Raw genomic sequence first — 16,465 nt, 5'->3', positions numbered from 1 at the left:
ATAACTTATAAGTTGTCGAGTAAAAACGATCTTGGGAGTTACGCGCAATGCCCAACCCACACACACCATCAGACATTGCCTTACAACCCGACGCCGGGCGGATCGCCCTCTTGCGGGACAGGGCCGAGTTCGTACGGCTCGAGACGCTTCGCCTCATCCAGATCGCCAAGGTTGGCCACTATTCGTCGGTGTTTTCCTGCGCGGAGATATTCGCCACGCTCTACTACGATGCGATGCGGCTCAAGCGCGGCGACCCCCGATGGCCAGACCGCGACCGCTTCCTTATGGGCAAAGGACACGCGGCGGTCGGCCTCTACCCGCTGCTGGTCGACTGGGGCTTCTTCTCAAAGGACGTTCTCGATGGCTATACCCGGCTGGGTAACCCACTTGGTGATCATCCCGACATGCGCAAGGTGCCCGGCGTCGATTTCAGCTCCGGCTCGATAGGTCATGCCCTGTCCGGTGGCCTCGGCATGGCACTTGGCGGTCGCGCGACCGACCGACGCTTCGATGTCTATGTCTTGCTTGGCGATGGCGAGATGCAGGAAGGCCAGGTCTGGGAAGCAGCGCTGTCCGCGGCCCACCACAAGGCCGGCAACCTGATCGCCATCGTCGACCGCAACGGATACCAGCTCGACGGACAGGTTGACGACATCATCGGCATCGAGCCGTTGGCCGACAAATGGGCGGCGTTCGGCTGGCAGGTGCACGAGGTCGATGGGCACGACGTCGTCGCGCTCGCGACGCTGCTTCGACAGCTGAAGGCCGAGACATCACGAGTCCAGCCCGTCTGCATCATAGCCAAAACCTCCAAAGGTAAGGGCGTCGGTTACATGGAAACTGAACCCGGCTGGCACCTGGGCTATTTGGCGCCGTCGGACGAGGCCCTGGCTGCTGAAGAGATCAAGCGTGGAGGCAAAGCGCAATGAACGGACCGATCGATCCCAACTCCTGGCAATACCGCCAGATCAACGCACGCGCACCTGGCCTAAGCTACCTGTCTAACGCACTCATTGATCTGGTTGACGAGGGTCATCCGGTCGTGGCGGGCACGGCCGACCTGCAATACTCGAACGGGCTGGTTAGGTTTGCGGAACGCTTTCCTGAACGCTTCACGCAATTCGGCATTTCCGAGCAGAACATGGTTTCGGCCGCCGCCGGCATGGCCAGCACAGGCGTCATGCCGTTCGTCGCCACGTTCGCCTCCTTCCTGGCGCTGCTGTGCTGCGAGCAGATCAGGACCGACGTCGCCTATTCGGCCTTGCCGGTGCGGCTTATTGGTCATCATGCCGGTATTTCACTCGGCTTCTATGGGACCTCCCACCATGCGACGGAGGATCTTGCCATCATGCGAAGCATCGCCGACCTCACGGTCGTCGCGCCGGCCGACGGGCCGCAACTGGCGGCCGCCGTCAAGGCGTCCGTCAACCATGCTCAGCCGATCTACTTCCGCATTGGCCGCGGCCAGGAACCGGTGGTCTATGAAGACGGCGTGGGCTTCCAATTCGGTAAGGCGATCGTTCACGGCGAAGGATCGGACCTGACCATCATCGCCTGTGGCTCGATGGTCCATCCCTCAAGGGAGGCTTACCGCGCGCTGCGCGCGGCGGGCAAATCCGTCGGGCTGATCGACATGCATACGATCAAGCCACTTGATACCAAGGCTGTCCTGGCGGCCGCAGCTCACTCCCGCTTCATTCTGACGATCGAAGAACACAACATCCTTGGCGGTCTGGCCGGCGCGGTGGCGGAAATCCTGGCGGAGGCGGGCAGCCCGGCACGGCTGATACGCCATGGCATCCGTGACGAATACAGCCTCATCGCGCCGCCGACGCATCTCTACAAGCACTACCGGCTGGACGCTGCGGGAATTGAGGCCACCGTCCTCGAAGCGCTCGGCTGACTCTAAGGAGACTATGAGAAGCACAGATTTTCAGATGATCAATCAGGACACCCACCACTCCACTCATCGAGCGCACCAGCGCGGTGATGCCCGGCGGACTGCTCAGCCCGAGCCGTAGCAGGCAAGGCGCGCCGCATGTCTTCACCCGGGCGCAGGGTTTGTCAGGTTATCCGGTCGGCCTGGTCGCGGGTCGTCGCTATCTCATGGAGCTCGTCGGGATCCGTGTTCATGGGCGTACATTCAGCGGCACACCGTCGACGCTCGCAGCCATGCAGGCGACGACCGACGAGCGACGATGCCTTCGATCTCGGGTTCCGCAGGTAGATGGTAGCGAACCGGGCTGAGTCAGCCGCTCCCGCTTTTCGCGAAGCCATGAACGGGCGACGATCGAGAAGTCGCTGGAGTCATCGAGACGATCCTGACGCAAGCTCTCTGCCGGGAGAACCGCCCGCGCTTAGCCATAGTTCGCAATAGGACTTATAGGATATAAGAGCTTCTCGTACTCCTATCCGTTGCCGATTCGGTGCGGCCCAACATTGCAGCGGTGATCGATGAACACAATGCAGCCAGTCGAGCAAGGTAGTCTGTCGGCGAGAACCTATATCTCTCTGCGCGAGGCCCTGATCGCGGGCAATTTCCGGCCGGGCGAAAGGCTGCTGATGCAGGATCTGGCGAAACGGCTGGGCACCAGCGTCACGCCTGTGCGGGAGGCCTGTTTCAGGCTCGTCAGCGAGCAGGCGCTGGAACTGCGTTCGGGGCGTTTCGTCACCGTTCCGGAGCTGACCCGGTCGCGTTACTGGCAGGTCCGTCTCATTCGTATCGCGCTCGAGGGACTGGCGGCCGAACTCGCCGTCGAGCATGTTTCCGACGCGGCCATTGATACGCTCGTCGAAATCCATCGTGATTTTGTGGCCGGCGAAACGTCCGGCGATGCTGAACGCGCTCGCCGCGCCAATCGCGCATTCCACTTCGGCGTCTACCGCCTGTCCAAGATGGACATGCTGATCGCGCAGATCGAAAGCCTGTGGGTATCGATGGGTCCGATCCTCAACGTGTATTATCAGCAGGCCGAGAACGACTATATCGGCGCGGAGGAGCATGAGACGTTGATCGAAGCGTTCCGTGCCCGCAACAAGAAGATGGCGCGCAAGGCGATCGAACGCGACATCGTGCGCGGCGGCATGAACCTGTTGCGGTATTTCGACGAGCAGGCCGCGACCGCCCAGCGGTCGTGATCGAAAGCTGATGTACCTTCCCCGACCTTGTCGCTGTTGCTGGCTCAGGCGCTCGCAACCGGGCAATAGCCTGTTAATCCACGATCCAGATTCCCTGCTCTGCGTCTAACGTCAACGCCACCTTGTAGAACTCGCGAGCGGCGTCGCTGGTAAGTCAGCCACGCCCGACGCTTGCGGCGACACGCCGCGGGTCACGTTTGGTCGCATTGCCATACCCGGGCCCACTGAATCAAGATTCGGACCAAAACGCCCCTTCCAAAGATGATTAGCGTCTTGTCGTGTTCCGTCCGGAGGGTCTCGCCGGCGTCGCCCACGAGCCGGCGAGGTGTTGTCCCACGGAGTCTCAAGTTTGGCGTTGCGCGTGACCACGAATTTTTGGGCGGCAGTTGCGCAGAAGCCGTATAATGTCCGAAATTTGCCTACAAATTTCGGACATGGGCGCCCTCGGCGGCGCTGTCGCTACAGCGATTTGGCTATGGAAAAGCGGGAAGCCTTCGCAAAGCACAGCCATAGCGTCAGCAGCGCCGAGCTATTCCTCCATATCGACTGCGACATCCTCATGGCCGCCAGCCAACTCCGGCATGATTTCACCAGCCAGCAGCTTCTCTTTGCTTAGCAGTCCGGCATCCTCGAGCGCCTCGAAATCCGGCAAGTCTCGCAGGGTGTCGAGGCCGAACTCCAGCAGGAATTCTTTGGTCGTGACGTAGGTGTAGGGCGCGCCGGGTGTCGGACTGCGCGGACCGGAGGCAATCAGCTTCGCGCCGCGCAGATGACCAATAAAATCGCGGCTGATCTCCTTGCCGAAGAACGAAGAAAGCTCGGCGCGGGTGATCGGCTGGAAGTAGGCGATGCACATCAGCACTAGCACTTCAGATTGTGTTAGATCCACGGCTCGCTCGTTGCCGCCAACCGCGGCACGGATGGCGTCGGCATAGGCCGGCCGGGTCAGATGCTTCCAGCCGCCGGCGACGGCGATCAGGTCATAGGGCCGACCGCGCAGCTCCTCGCGGATGTCGTCGATGAGAAGATCAATGCTGCAGGTTTTGCCGACGACGCGCGCCAATGTCTCCCGGCCAACCGGTTCGCTGGCCGCAAAGATCGTCGCCTCGACGCGGTTCATCCATTCGCGCCAACGCACCTCCGGCGGCAGATGATCCAGCTCCCGATCAAACAGGCGGTCGCCTGATCGCTGGTCAGCTGATCGACCTTCGCTTGATCGTCCCCTCCCCTGTTTCGCGCGCGCCTCAACCATCGTCTTCACAGTCCGTAAATTCGAAAGGTCGGGCGGCCGGAAAGCTCGCGCACGGCGCCGAGTTCGACCAGACGGTCGAACAGCCGGCGCAGGCCGCGGTCACTCATGCCTGCGATTTTTTCCGAGGCGACGATCGCATCATCGGACAAGAGCTTGTCGACAACAGCGTCCGCCGCCTTGGCCCGGAGTTTTGGCGCAACGGCAAGCAGCCGGTCCGCGCGGCGCTCGAGCTCGGCGGACAGATCGATGGCACGCAACGCGGCGCGCGCCTGCGCGGCAAGCAGGTCTTTCGCACGCTCGGGATCTGTCTCAATGCTTGTCGCCACCGAGCTGGCTGCCGATCGACGCGAGCGACCGCTTGTGCTCACGGCCGATTCGGCGCCGAGCAGCGGCACCGCGTGGGCCCAGCCCAGCCGCTGCGCCAGCAGGGCGTCGGCGAGCCAACATACGAAGGCTCGTGCGAAACCATATCTCTCGGCAGTCGCGAACGCGCCGGTCAGCATGCCGACCGTTCCGATACCTGCGGAAAGCTGCCGAAGATCGTCCGCCAGGTCGCTGACCACCTCGTCGTCGCGACGGAGACCGAGGTCATCCAGCACCGCGCCGATGCTCGCCTCGGTCAGCAGTTTCTCGGCAGGCGTGCCGGCCAGCCGTCGCCAAGCCAGGAGCATCGATCCGGCCGGGCCGACGGACAAAAAATCGCCCGGTCGTGTGAGCAGCATGGCATCGCGCAGCGCATTTTCATCGTTGACGCGGCCGGCCTGCTTCGCCGTTGCCGCGGCCGCCGAAAGCGCCAGGCGCTGGCGCCAGGCGCCGGCCCACCGCTCCTGCCGGCGGACCACCGCATCGAGCGCGCCGATGGCGGCGCCGGCAGTGACGGCAATGTCCTCAATGCTCTGCGCCGCAACGGTTTGAGCGTCGGGAGCCGCCCGGCGCAACCAGCTCGGCACAGCGAGCATCGGGGTCGCCGCCATGGCGCCGAGAAGGGTGCCCTGGTGGCGTAGGGAGGGTTTGGGACGCAGAATCATCAAAAGCACGATGAATCATGGCGGCGCTTTTGGCAACAGAAATGGATAGAAAGCGCTGCACCTGTCGCCTTCGTAAAATGAACGATAATGTTGCATTATCGCTCGTTTGGAAAAAGGCCTACTGCAGCACCTGCAAACCGTGCTTTTCGACCACCGACAGAAGCTTCAGCGCCAGCCCGCTCGGCCGCTTGGCGCCGGTCTCCCACTTCTGCACCGTCGATTCGGACGTGTTGAGATAGCGCGCGAACACCGGCTGGCTGACGTGATTGCGCTCGCGCAGCGCCTTGATCTTCTTGGCGTCGAATATCGTCGGCCGGGAAAGGCAGGCTTCGTCGAAGGAGCGCAGGGTCTGCTTGTCGACCGTGCCGGCGCGCACCATGCCTTCCACCGCGCTGTGGATCGCCTCGAAGGCGTCGCTCTTGAATTTTCGTTTAATCGTCATCGCCAATCTCCATCAAAGCTCCAGCAGTCAATTCCGCGTCCAGATCCACGGTGGATTTGCGCCGGTAGAGCGCGGCCAGATCGCGAAACGCACGCAATTCGTCATCATCGATGTTCGCCCTGTCCTGTTTAGCGAACAGATAGACGTAAACCCAAAACTCGCCGCTCCTGGCGAGCAGGATCGATCGGAAGCGATTGTCGCCGAGCCGTTTTTTGAAAACGCCTCCGCCGAGATCGTCCGCCTTGCCCTGCGCGGCCTCCCTGGCTGCCCGCGTAAGCGCTGCATCCGAAAGCCGTGCCTTGCGCGCCGCCTTGGCGAACCATGCTGCCTTGAATATTCGATCCGGCATGACGAAAGATAGCACTTGGTGCTATGGTATTCAAGGGATGTCGCAACGGTTGTCGAGCGACGCCAGCCTCCGGATCACGACTTCCCTTGCAACCGCCTCATCCAAGGTGGCATCATCAATCGTGTCCCTGTCGGGTCCGTGAACCACAGCGGCCTCGCTGTAAAATGTTACGAAAAATCCGCTAATTCGGCTAGAATCCGGCAATGAATCCAAAATCTGATTCGTTCGAGATCAATGAATTGCCGCCCGTTGATGGAATGCGAACGACAGCCCAAGACGTCGAGCAGAAGCCCAAAATTTACACCCGGAATAACTCCGGGGCGTCCCACAGCACAACGCTGAATGTCGAGATTTCCGCCTCACAGGCCTGGGCTGAGCCGTCAGCGCCGATTGCCGGCGACGGTCTCGACAGCGGCGGTCTCGACAACGAGTTGCCGGACATTATCGATCTCGTCATGGCAATGGGACGGCCGGTCGACGGCACCTCGGACTGGACGCCCTCCCCTCCCCTGTCGTCCACCGCGCCAAATCGCCTGCCGGCACACCTGGACCAGCTCGCCGACCGCGCCCGCGACTATGTCGAGGCGGCAAGTTCGGCCAACACGCGCCGCGCCTACGCCGCCGACTGGAAGCATTTTTGCGCCTGGGCACGCCGCCAGAATCTAGAGGTGTTTCCGCCTGGCCCACAGACCGTCGGCCTCTACATCACCGCCTGCGCATCCGGCAAGGTAACGGGGGACAAGAAGCCGAACTCCGTGGCGACAATCGAGCGCCGTCTCTCCTCCCTATCCTGGAACTATACGCAGCGTGGCCAGCCGCTCGACCGCAAGGACCGCCATATCGCCACTGTGCTCGCCGGCATTCGCAACAGCCACGCACAGCCGCCACGGCAGAAGGAGGCGCTTCTTCCCGAGGATCTGATCGCGATGCTGGAGACCCTCGACCGCGGCACCCTGCGCGGCCTGCGTGATCGCGCCATGTTGCTGCTTGGCTTCGCTGGCGGCCTGCGTCGCTCGGAAATAGTCGGCCTCGATGTTGGCCGCGATCAGACCGAAGATTCTTCGGGCTGGATCGAGAGTTTTGACAAAGGCATGCTGGTGACGCTGCGGGGAAAGACCGGCTGGCGCGAAGTCGAGATCGGCCGCGGCTCCTCCGACGCCACCTGCCCGGTGGTCGCCCTGCAGACCTGGTTGAAACTCGCTCGTATCGCGCACGGACCGCTGTTCCGCCGTGTCACAGGCCACGGCAAAGCGGTTGGAGCCGAGCGTCTCAACGACCAGGAAGTTGCACGGCTGGTCAAGCGCACCGCGCTGGCCGCGGGCGTTCGTGGCGATCTGTCGGAAGGCGAGCGCGGGACCAAATTCTCTGGGCATTCGCTGCGCGCCGGCCTCGCTTCCTCGGCCGAGGTCGATGAGCGATACGTGCAGAAGCAGCTCGGCCATGCTTCCGCGGAAATGACCCGTCGCTATCAGCGCCGGCGCGACAGGTTTCGGATCAACCTCACCAAGGCAAGCGGGCTGTAAACGCCCCTTTGGAGGGAGCCGCCGCTAATAACCTCCGTTTGCGCGATCGCCTTGCTGCTATCACAATATGTCGATAGATTACGGTTCTATCGACATGATTTGACAATGTGTCGATGCCAACGACATATCAACCCCGACATGTCGATCGAACAGGGAACCATCGACATGACGTTTCAGGCCGACCGGCCTTACAATGACCTCCCTCCCCTGCCCCCAAAGGAGGATGTTGAAACGAAGTCCGTGCTCAAGGCCTGCATAGCGGCGCGCGCGGCCCTAGCAGAACTCAGGATATCGGGTCAGCATATTCCGAACCAAGCAGTCCTCATCAACTCTATCCCGCTCTTAGAAGCCCAGGCAAGTTCCGAAATAGAGAACATCGTCACGACGACGGACCGCTTGTTTCGCTTCGCCAATGAAGCCGGAAATCTCGCTGATGCTGCCACGAAGGAGGCGCTGCGCTACCGCACCGCGCTCAATCAGGGCTTCCGAACTCTGCAAGAGCGTCCTGTGACGACATCAACGGCGGTCGCGGTGTGCCGCACCATCAAGGGCGTCGAACTCGACATTCGGTCGACGCCCGGCACGGCCCTGGTCAACCAGGCGACGGGTGCGGTTGTCTACACCCCGCCCGAGGGACAGAACCTCCTGCGCGACAAGCTGGCGAACTGGGAGCGCTACATCCATGAGGCCGAGGACATCGATCCGTTGATCCGCCTCGCCGTGATGCACTACCAATTCGAGGCCATCCATCCGTTTATCGACGGCAATGGCAGAACCGGCCGCGTGCTGAATCTGCTCTATCTGGTTGACAAGGGCCTCCTGGACATCCCGGTGCTCTATCTAAGCCGCTATATCATCCGAAACAAAGGAGCCTACTACGATCGCCTTCTCGCCGTGACGACGGAGGGCGCGTGGGAAAGTTGGATCCTCTACATGCTCGCCGCGGTAACGGAGACTGCAGGCTGGTCAACTGCCCGTATACGTGCGATCCGCGACCTGCTCGACCAGACCGCCGAGCGCTTGCGCCGAGACCTCCCGAAAATCTACTCCCGAGAGCTTGCCGAGATAATCTTCGTCAATCCGTACTGCCGGATCGGCGACCTGGTTTCATCCGGCATAGCGAAACGACAGGCGGCATCGGTCTATCTAAAGACCCTCGTCGACAATGGCCTGTTGCAAGAAGTCAAGGCTGGTCGCGAGAACCTCTATATCAATCCGGCCTTGCTGGCGCTTCTCACCGAGCGCGAGCCGGCGCAAGGCGGCCGGTGAAGCCCTCACCTTCCTACCGGCACTAAACCGCCCGTCCGTGCATCTCGCCCTCATCCGAAGAGGACCGTTTGATTGCCCTGGTTTCCGGCATATCTGAAACGTGCCTGGGCTTTTTCGTTCGCCACATTGCCGCTAAAATTGTTCATCCGAGGTCACCGTTGGCCATGGCCAGGCAGGATCCTCGCCGGCCGCCTCCTCTTTTCGGGCGCGTTCCTGCAAGAGCTGGCATGCCGACACCCGCCATTCGTGCCCCTCTTTGGTTACCCACATTTTCATCCGGTCACCCTACCGTACGGTTGGGGCTTGAGCGGCTACTGCAGCACCTGCGATCCGTGCTTTTCAACCACCCACAGAAGCTTCTGCTACAGCCCGCTCGGCCGCTTGGCGCACCGGTCTCCCACTTCTGCACCGTCGATTGCGACGTGTTGAGATAGCGCGCGAACACCGGCTGGCTGACGTGATTGCGCTCGGGCAGCGCCTTGATCTTCTTTGCGACGCATAACGTCGGCCGGAACAGGCAGGCTTCGTCGAAGGAAGGGTCTGCTTGTCGACCGTGCCGGCGCGCACCATGCCTTCCATCGCGCTGTGGACCGCCTCGAAGGCGTCGCTCTTGAATTTTCGTCTAATCGTCATCGCCTATCTCCATCAAAGCTCCAGCATTCAACTCCGCGTCCAGATCCACGTTTGGGTTTACGTCTATCTGTTCGCCAAACAGGACAGGGCGAACATAATGATGCCGAATTGCGTGCATTTCACTGGATTAGCGCCGGTAAGCGCCCCCCCAAGGCTAGTCAGATGGCATCGTTTCAAAGTGCAGGTGGGGTTCTGGATGGGTCGATGAAACCGAGCAATTGAGGGTCGTCGAGGAAAATATCGATGTCGTGGCTTTCGCGATGGCCGATCTGTATCATCATCGCCATTCCGCCACCAAATGACCTTTCGAAGTCGTGGCCGCCGGCATTCTGGCGAAGCTGGTCGATTAGGTCGGATAGTGGGGCGACCAAGCTGGAAATCGGGCAGGCCGGCCAAGAGACACCGCCGACCGCCATCAGCCAGAACGTATCGCCGACTTCGTGCATCCGTTCCAGAGGCGGTCTGCAATGAGAGAGAAGGCGCACCCTTCGCATCCATTGCGATTGCGTCCGCTCACCGACCGGTCGGGGCACGCTCGACATCTGAAGGCCGTGGAGCGTTCGATTATCTTACTTTGATAGCTATACATCATCCGAAATTAGGTCGGCCAGTTCGGCAGTTGAAAGGGTGACGACCGCGCAAGTTCGCCTCCCGCTGAAGTTCGGCCCTCAGGTCGGCCCAGCACCGTTCCTATCTTGCACAGAGGGCATAACGTCAACCACGGAACCGGAATCGTGCCCCGACCGTTAAACTTGACAGCCGTGCAAATCGGATAATTGTGCCATCATTTCAATGGTGTAGACGTCCGAATGTCATGCCAAGCTCGTGCTGCCTTTATGGCTTGCGACAACGGTTCCCAACAGCTCACAGATGCAATTTTAGATTATGCTTTCGAGGCGAGAACGCCCGTTAACCTCCTGTTAGCTAAAAACTTCTTGCTGGATTGTCCGAATCGGGCATTAATCACGCTTGAAGTGACAATCATGTCAGAAAAGCGTTATTCTGGAAATTGCCGAGTATGAATTTGATGCCCGATCACGACTTGGAGTTCGATTTCGACGAGGAGATTCTCGAACAGGGAGAGCTTATCTCGGACAAATTGAACATGCTGCGGCTTGAGCAGTATCCACCAAATGCGATGAAGGGGCTACGGCAATTTTCCTCGGTCGAAGTCGCGGATTTTCTGGGCGTCACCCAGAATCATATTAAAAAGCTGCATCTCGAAGGCAAGGGCCCCGCACCTGAGGTTTCCAATTCGGGTCGTCGTTCATACACTGCTCTGCAGATGCTCGAGTTGCGTCAATACCTCGACAAGCACGGTCGTTCGGACTTCAAGCGCTATGTTCCTCACCGCCGTCAAGGTGACACATTGCAAGTCATCTCCGTCGTCAATTTCAAGGGTGGCTCCGGCAAGACAACAACAGCTGCCCATCTAGCTCAATACCTCGCTCTGACAGGGCATCGCGTTCTCGCAATTGACCTTGATCCGCAGGCTTCCCTGTCAGCTCTGCATGGCATTCAGCCTGAACTCGACAAGAATCCCTCGCTTTATGAGGCACTTCGATACGACGAGCACAAAAAATCAATCAAGGAGATTATTCGGCCGACCAATTTCCCGGGTTTGGACATCGTGCCTGCCAATCTTGAACTGCAGGAATACGAGTACGACACTCCACTAGCCGCTTCTAGCAAGAATTCACCAGAAGGGCGCTTGTTCTTCACGCGCATTTCTGCGGCGCTCAAGGAAGTTGACGATCGCTATGACGTGATTGTCATAGATTGCCCACCGCAACTCGGTTACCTAACGCTCACATCTCTGACAGCTTCGACGTCAGTGATTATTACCGTGCACCCGCAGATGCTCGATGTGATGTCGATGTCTCAGTTCTTGCTCATGCTCGGTGGCATCCTGCAGTCCATCAAGGGGGCTGGGGCAGCGGTGAAGCTGAAGTGGTTCCGTTATCTCGTGACTCGATATGAGCCGACCGATGGTCCCCAGGCCCAGATGGTTGGTTTCCTGCAAGCACTTTTCAACAAGCGCATGCTCAAGAACCAAATGGTGAAGACTACGGCCATCTCAGACGCGGGCATCACGAAACAGACACTTTACGAGGTCGAGAAAAGCCAATTCACGCGAACAACATATGAGCGGGCGATTGAAAGTCTGAACGCGGTCAATTCCGAGATTACATCACTTATTCATAAGGCATGGGGGCGGAAGTGACCATTTTGACAGCCGTGCAGAACGGCAGTTTTGGAAGCAATTTCAAAAAGATGAGAGCAGGTCTGAGAGGACAGAATGGCTAGAAAGGACCTTCTGGCAAGCGTAACCGCGTCACTTACTCGGGAACAGCCAGTGCATTCGGCATCGCAGGCTAGGTCTGACTACGCCAAGCGTGGCGCGTCGCGTTCGATGATGCAGTCACTGGACGAACTGGCCGAGAATTCAGTGCGGATGCTCGACGGAGAAACCGTGGTGGCGATTGACCCCAAGGATCTCGATGGTTCGTTCATTGCTGATCGTATAGGGGAGGATGACGCAGAATACCTACAGCTCAGACAAGCCATTCGTACATCTGGCCAGTCGACACCGATCCTTGTGCGACCGCACCCCCATGATATAGGCCGCTACATGATTGTATTTGGCCATCGACGGGCAAAGGTCGCCCGCGATCTCGGCATTAATGTCCGAGCGGTCGTGAAGCGCTTGGCTGACATTGAGCATGTCATCGCACAGGGCCAAGAAAATACTGCTCGAGCCGACCTGTCGTTTATCGAGAAGTCGTTGTTCGCACGGAAGTTGATTGAGAGCGGTATGACGAAGGATACTGTCAAATCAGCCCTTACGGTCGATGACACGCTGCTGTCTCGTATGCTGTCGGTCGCTGAGACGGTTCCCGAAGCGGTGCTGAGTGTCGTTGGGGCCGCAAAGGGTGTTGGCAGGGATCGTTGGGAAGAACTCAAAAAACTAGTTCAGATTCCAGCCAATGCTACCAAAGCGATCGAGTACGTTCGAACCGAGGAGTTTGCAGCAGGTCAGGTGAAGGACGAAGTCTTCAACCTGCTCCTCAGTCATCTGAAATCATCCAAGACACCCAAGAAGCCAAAGGTTGCCCTCGCACCCAAAGCCTGGGCTCCTGCCGACAGATCACTGAGCGTTGCGATTAGAGGGACGCCAAAGAAAGCTTCGATAATAGTCGAGGCAGCTTACGGTCTCCATTTTGCTGAGTTCATAGCAGGCCAACTGGACGGTCTTTATGAGGCCTACAGGAAGCAGGAAAAGGAAACCAAGGGAGACTAAAACCGCAAAAGAAAAAGGCCCCCGACGGCGAACCGTGGAAGCCCTTCTCGATCTTTAGCAAGCCGAGAATCTCATTTCCGCGAATCAGTGTCAAGCGTTTTAAGCGTCGATTCGGCGGACGGATTTCTTTTGCCTAATTGAAGGCGAAGGGAAGAAATGGAGACTGGTATTGCAACGACGCCCTTTGGGCGGCGGCCGATGTCGCTTGCCATGCTGGCAGCGCGAAACGATTCACGTGAAATCCCTAAGGGCAGGGTTGTCGACAAGTGGCAGATCTACCGCAACCTCTGCGAAGGCAAGAGCATCGTCGGTATCGGCGATCGCGCTCTGGCCGTCCTGAATGCGCTGCTATCATTCTATCCTGACAGCGAGCTGAGTGAGGAAAACGGCCTCATCGTCTTTCCCTCGAACGCCCAACTGTCGCTCAGGGCGCACGGAATGCCCGAGCCCACAGTCAGGCGACACCTGGCGGCTCTTGTTGACTGCGGGCTAATCATCCGTCGGGACAGCCCGAACGGCAAGCGCTACGCCCGCAAGGGCCGGGGAGGGGAGATAGAGGAAGCATTCGGCTTCTCCTTGGCACCTCTGCTAGCCCGTGCTTGCGAGTTTGAGGCGGCGGCGGAGCGTGTTCGTGCCGACAACCGGGCGCTCAGGCTCATGCGCGAGCGGATCACCTTGCACCGCCGTGACATCCACAAGCTCATCGAGGCCGCCCTTGAAGAGCACGTTCCGGGCGGCTGGGGAGGCTTGTGGAAGCGCTTCCGCAGCGTTGTGGAGGCAATTCCGCGCCGAGCCTGCATTGCGGAGCTGGAACCGATCGCAGCAGATCTTGCCGTATTGCATGACGATGTGGATAAGCTGCTGGAAACTCATATGAAATCCACGAATCCGAGCGGCAATGACTCTCAAAGCGAGCGGCAGCAATCTAATTCAAATACCGACTCTACTTTTGAATTTGAACCTGCTTTAGAGAAAAGCGGGGCGACGGCCGAGCCCAGAACGAGGACCGCAGAGGCGCCGAAAACATACCCGCTGGGGATGGTGCTGAAGGCCTGCCCCGAAATTGCGGATTATGCCGTCGACGGGATCAGCAATTGGCGCGATCTCATGATAACCGCCGCCCAGGTGCGGGGATATCTGGGTGTTTCGCCGTCAGCGTATGAGGAAGCCTGCCATGCAATGGGTCAGGAGACCGCGGCGATGGTGATCGCCTGTATCCTGCAACGTGCTCAGCACATCAATTCCGCCGGCGGCTATCTTCGGGCGCTGACTGATAAGGCCAGGGTAGGGACTTTTTCGGTCGGGCCGATGCTGATGGCGGCGCTCAAGGCCAACGGCGCCACAGCAAGGATGACGGGATGATGATCGCCAAATCCCGCAGCTTATCGCTTTGTGCCCAGCTCAAGCGCGTATTACGATGGCCGGCTGATACCTGTGGAAAGCCCGGAAAACCCATGTCTTCCGGAAGAAAAGAGTTCAGCCGATGACCACCACCGTCACCGTCACCGCCGTCTCGAAAACCTTCGGCGCCTATCAGGATGCCGCGGTCCGCGACCCTGTCATCATCACCGAGAACGGCGGCCTCGCACCGTGCTGCTGGCTTACGAAGATTTTGTCCGGCTGTCGAAGCGCGACCGCCGGGTCGATCTGACCGCGGAACTCAGCGCCGACGAGATCGCCGCTGTCGAAGCCGTCGAAATGGAGCCGGGCCTTGACCATCTCAACGGCGAGCTTCTTCCGGCAAAGGTCTGACAGCAAAAAATGCTGCCGGCTGAAATCAAGGTCGGTCATGTCTTCCGCTATTCGTATCTCTGGCACTGGCAACACCGCGAGCGGCGCCAGCAAGCCGACACAAGGACCGGCAATGCCTGGTGCTAGTGCTGGTCGCCATGTAGGAGGACGGCCCCCGGTCGTCCACGTCCTGCCGATCACCCGTACACCACCGTCCAATCCCGATGATGCCATCGAGATGCCGGCGCGGTCAAGCGCTTGCGGCTGACGGTGAGCGGGCGGATCGGTTTGAGTGTGCCAACGTCGAGACAGTCGAAATGGTACATTTCGAGATAGGCGGTCGGCGTCGGATTCGGATGGAAGGACGCCCTCCGGCTATTTCCAGCGCTAGGAGTGTGGTCTTGCCAAACCTGACGCGGTCCGAGCAGCGCCACGGCGGCCAGCGATTCCGTAAGTTCGGTCGTGGCGCGGCGCCCAGTTATCCTAGCAATTGTGGAGTGCGACTCCTATTTTGCAAGGAAGAATCGATGCTCACGCCGCGTCGCTGCTGCGGTCGAGCGTCCCAGCATGGCGGACAGATCATCCGGCAGCACCGCCTCTTCTGTGGCGGGGCGGCGTGTTTGTTGCCGTCGCGGTATGCTTGCTCTTGCCCAACGCGCATTTCCGGGTTTTGATCGACGAGAGAGAGCATCTCCTCTACAAGGATTAAAACGAAAGGCTACGGTTTATCGTTCGTTTTTAACTGTCGACGGGCGCGGCGGCTTTAGGCCATTTTCGTTGCCAGAAGCGCCGCGATGATTCATGCTGTCGACGATGATTCTGCGCCCGAAACTGCTTCGCCATGCACCTGTGGCCCTCACCGGTGCAGCCCCGGCTGCGCTGGCCACTCCCGTCCCGACCTGGCTGCGCGCCGTGGCGGCCGGTCCGGACTCGAGCGAAGACGCTGCGTTTGCCGCGGCTGCGGCGCTGACCGCCCTCGATGCGGTGGTGCGCCGGCAGGAGAGATGGGCCGGCGCCTGGCGGCAGCGCCTGGCACTCGGGGCAGCGGCGGCAACGGCCAAACGCGCCGGCCGGGTCGAGGACGAGGCGGCGCTGCGTGACGCGCTGCTGCTCACCCGTCCCGGCGACGACGTTGGACCCGCCGGCCGTATGCTGCTTGCCTGGCGAACGCTGGCATCGCGTCCAGTCGCGACGTTGGTCAGCGAGGGGTATTGGTCGATGTCGCCGCGGATCTGGGGAGCGCGCTTGACGTGGGGGCGGCCGGTCAAATCGGTGACGAAATCCAGGCGATCGCTGGCGCGGTCGGTAATGCAGTCGCTGGCGCGGTCGACGCGATGGCCGTGCTCGAGCGTCATCACAGTCGCGCCACGCGTGAGCTTGGACCGTGGCTTGCGGACGCTGTTCTGGCCGACCGGCTAGGGTGGACGCATGCGGTGCCCCTGTTCGGCTTGCACCCGGTGGCGGGCGGTCGTCGGTCACCCCATGCCGAACGGGAATCCGGGCAGGCGTCCCGGCAACGCATTTGGGCGGCTTATGCGCAGGCGGCGCTGCAGGCGATGGATCTTGCGGCCGAGCTCGGCCGCCGCGCCGACCGCCTGCTGGCTGTCGCCCCAAAGCTGCGGGCGAAAGGGGCGGACACTGTCGTCGAGAAGCTGCTGTCCGACGACGCGATCGTCGCATCCTCAAAGATCGCCGGCATGAGCGACCGCGGCCTGCGCCGCCTGTTCGACCGGCTGATCGAACTTGGCGCCGTGCGCGAGCTGTCCGGTCGTCCGACCTTCCGCATCTACGGGCTGTGA

Annotated in this window: 13 protein-coding genes and 4 pseudogenes; 11 read left to right on the top strand and 6 right to left on the bottom strand. The window is 60.3% G+C overall.

Annotated elements, in window-relative coordinates; all coding sequences use genetic code 11:
* Positions 1-47: 47 nt before the first annotated feature.
* The 3 genes from HB778_RS38975 to HB778_RS38965 all read left to right on the top strand — a co-directional run bounded on the left by HB778_RS38975 (position 48) and on the right by HB778_RS38965 (position 3,138).
* On the top strand, positions 48-929 hold the full coding sequence (locus HB778_RS38975; protein ID WP_183465796.1) for a transketolase: 882 nt from the start codon (positions 48-50) through the stop codon (positions 927-929).
* Complete coding sequence (locus tag HB778_RS38970) at positions 926-1,903, top strand: transketolase family protein (RefSeq protein WP_183465794.1); 978 nt, start codon at positions 926-928, stop codon at positions 1,901-1,903. Before HB778_RS38975 ends, HB778_RS38970 begins: the two co-directional genes overlap by 4 nt.
* Before the next feature lie 551 nt (positions 1,904-2,454).
* Positions 2,455-3,138, top strand: a complete 684-nt coding sequence (locus tag HB778_RS38965; RefSeq protein WP_183465793.1) for a GntR family transcriptional regulator — start codon at positions 2,455-2,457, stop codon at positions 3,136-3,138.
* 529 nt (positions 3,139-3,667) lie between these two features.
* Here the strand turns inward: HB778_RS38965 and scpB are convergent.
* From scpB to HB778_RS38945, 4 genes are all read right to left on the bottom strand, one after another.
* Positions 3,668-4,390: an SMC-Scp complex subunit ScpB gene (gene scpB, locus HB778_RS38960; protein ID WP_183465792.1), complete on the bottom strand. Its 723-nt coding sequence runs from the start codon at positions 4,388-4,390 to the stop codon at positions 3,668-3,670.
* 5 nt (positions 4,391-4,395) lie between these two features.
* Entirely contained in the window at positions 4,396-5,418 is a 1,023-nt protein-coding gene (locus HB778_RS38955; RefSeq protein ID WP_183465887.1) for a DUF1403 family protein, read from the bottom strand.
* A gap of 118 nt (positions 5,419-5,536) precedes the next feature.
* Positions 5,537-5,860 carry a helix-turn-helix domain-containing protein gene (locus HB778_RS38950; RefSeq protein ID WP_183465791.1) on the bottom strand — a complete coding sequence of 108 codons (324 nt, stop codon included), beginning with the start codon at positions 5,858-5,860 and terminating at the stop codon, positions 5,537-5,539.
* Positions 5,850-6,209 carry a type II toxin-antitoxin system RelE/ParE family toxin gene (locus HB778_RS38945; protein ID WP_183455388.1) on the bottom strand — a complete coding sequence of 120 codons (360 nt, stop codon included), beginning with the start codon at positions 6,207-6,209 and terminating at the stop codon, positions 5,850-5,852. The genes HB778_RS38950 and HB778_RS38945 overlap by 11 nt, the downstream gene beginning before the upstream one ends.
* A gap of 257 nt (positions 6,210-6,466) precedes the next feature.
* On the opposite strand from HB778_RS38945, the gene HB778_RS38940 reads away from it, so the two are divergent.
* Positions 6,467-7,732, top strand: coding sequence for a site-specific integrase (locus tag HB778_RS38940; RefSeq protein WP_432421305.1), 1,266 nt, complete (start codon positions 6,467-6,469; stop codon positions 7,730-7,732).
* A 165-nt stretch (positions 7,733-7,897) separates the two neighbouring features.
* Complete coding sequence (gene fic / locus HB778_RS38935) at positions 7,898-9,001, top strand: protein adenylyltransferase Fic (protein ID WP_183455461.1); 1,104 nt, start codon at positions 7,898-7,900, stop codon at positions 8,999-9,001.
* A 362-nt stretch (positions 9,002-9,363) separates the two neighbouring features.
* Here the strand turns inward: fic and HB778_RS42470 are convergent.
* Together HB778_RS42470 and HB778_RS38930 are read right to left on the bottom strand one after the other, a co-directional pair.
* A pseudogene (locus HB778_RS42470) lies at positions 9,364-9,634 on the bottom strand (helix-turn-helix domain-containing protein).
* Between the two features lie 173 nt (positions 9,635-9,807).
* Entirely contained in the window at positions 9,808-10,080 is a 273-nt protein-coding gene (locus tag HB778_RS38930) for a nucleotidyl transferase AbiEii/AbiGii toxin family protein (protein ID WP_183455498.1), read from the bottom strand.
* 572 nt (positions 10,081-10,652) lie between these two features.
* Between HB778_RS38930 and repA the strand changes: the two genes are divergently transcribed.
* The 6 genes and pseudogenes from repA to HB778_RS43755 all read left to right on the top strand — a co-directional run bounded on the left by repA (position 10,653) and on the right by HB778_RS43755 (position 16,465).
* Positions 10,653-11,858, top strand: a complete 1,206-nt coding sequence (gene repA, locus HB778_RS38925; protein ID WP_183455391.1) for a plasmid partitioning protein RepA — start codon at positions 10,653-10,655, stop codon at positions 11,856-11,858.
* A 75-nt stretch (positions 11,859-11,933) separates the two neighbouring features.
* On the top strand, positions 11,934-12,935 hold the full coding sequence (gene repB, locus HB778_RS38920; protein WP_183455392.1) for a plasmid partitioning protein RepB: 1,002 nt from the start codon (positions 11,934-11,936) through the stop codon (positions 12,933-12,935).
* Positions 12,936-13,091: 156 nt separating this feature from the next.
* The gene (gene repC, locus HB778_RS38915) at positions 13,092-14,297 is read left to right on the top strand and encodes a plasmid replication protein RepC (protein ID WP_183465790.1); all 1,206 of its coding nucleotides are present in this window, start codon (positions 13,092-13,094) and stop codon (positions 14,295-14,297) included.
* Positions 14,298-14,418: 121 nt separating this feature from the next.
* A pseudogene (locus HB778_RS42465) lies at positions 14,419-14,687 on the top strand (type II toxin-antitoxin system prevent-host-death family antitoxin).
* 9 nt (positions 14,688-14,696) lie between these two features.
* Positions 14,697-14,910 (top strand): annotated as a pseudogene (locus HB778_RS43760) (hypothetical protein); the annotation flags it as partial.
* Positions 14,911-15,479: 569 nt separating this feature from the next.
* Positions 15,480-16,465: pseudogene (locus HB778_RS43755) on the top strand (DUF1403 family protein).

The sequence above is a fragment of the Mesorhizobium huakuii genome (assembly GCF_014189455.1).
Classification (GTDB): Bacteria; Pseudomonadota; Alphaproteobacteria; order Rhizobiales; family Rhizobiaceae; genus Mesorhizobium; species Mesorhizobium huakuii_A.
Note: the sequence above shows the minus strand (reverse complement) of the source record. Positions and strands in the feature narration are given on the sequence as shown.

What these genes read in the sequence shown, in the direction of transcription:
- HB778_RS38975 (WP_183465796.1), top strand. Translation starts at nt 48, where the DNA reads ATGCCCAACCCACACACACCATCAGACATTGCCTTACAACCCGACGCC.
- HB778_RS38970 (WP_183465794.1), top strand. Translation starts at nt 926, where the DNA reads ATGAACGGACCGATCGATCCCAACTCCTGGCAATACCGCCAGATCAAC.
- HB778_RS38965 (WP_183465793.1), top strand. Translation starts at nt 2,455, where the DNA reads ATGAACACAATGCAGCCAGTCGAGCAAGGTAGTCTGTCGGCGAGAACC.
- scpB (WP_183465792.1), bottom strand. Translation starts at nt 4,390, where the DNA reads ATGGTTGAGGCGCGCGCGAAACAGGGGAGGGGACGATCAAGCGAAGGT.
- HB778_RS38955 (WP_183465887.1), bottom strand. Translation starts at nt 5,418, where the DNA reads ATGATTCTGCGTCCCAAACCCTCCCTACGCCACCAGGGCACCCTTCTC.
- HB778_RS38950 (WP_183465791.1), bottom strand. Translation starts at nt 5,860, where the DNA reads ATGACGATTAAACGAAAATTCAAGAGCGACGCCTTCGAGGCGATCCAC.
- HB778_RS38945 (WP_183455388.1), bottom strand. Translation starts at nt 6,209, where the DNA reads ATGCCGGATCGAATATTCAAGGCAGCATGGTTCGCCAAGGCGGCGCGC.
- HB778_RS38940 (WP_432421305.1), top strand. Translation starts at nt 6,467, where the DNA reads ATGCGAACGACAGCCCAAGACGTCGAGCAGAAGCCCAAAATTTACACC.
- fic (WP_183455461.1), top strand. Translation starts at nt 7,898, where the DNA reads ATGACGTTTCAGGCCGACCGGCCTTACAATGACCTCCCTCCCCTGCCC.
- HB778_RS38930 (WP_183455498.1), bottom strand. Translation starts at nt 10,080, where the DNA reads ATGCACGAAGTCGGCGATACGTTCTGGCTGATGGCGGTCGGCGGTGTC.
- repA (WP_183455391.1), top strand. Translation starts at nt 10,653, where the DNA reads ATGAATTTGATGCCCGATCACGACTTGGAGTTCGATTTCGACGAGGAG.
- repB (WP_183455392.1), top strand. Translation starts at nt 11,934, where the DNA reads ATGGCTAGAAAGGACCTTCTGGCAAGCGTAACCGCGTCACTTACTCGG.
- repC (WP_183465790.1), top strand. Translation starts at nt 13,092, where the DNA reads ATGGAGACTGGTATTGCAACGACGCCCTTTGGGCGGCGGCCGATGTCG.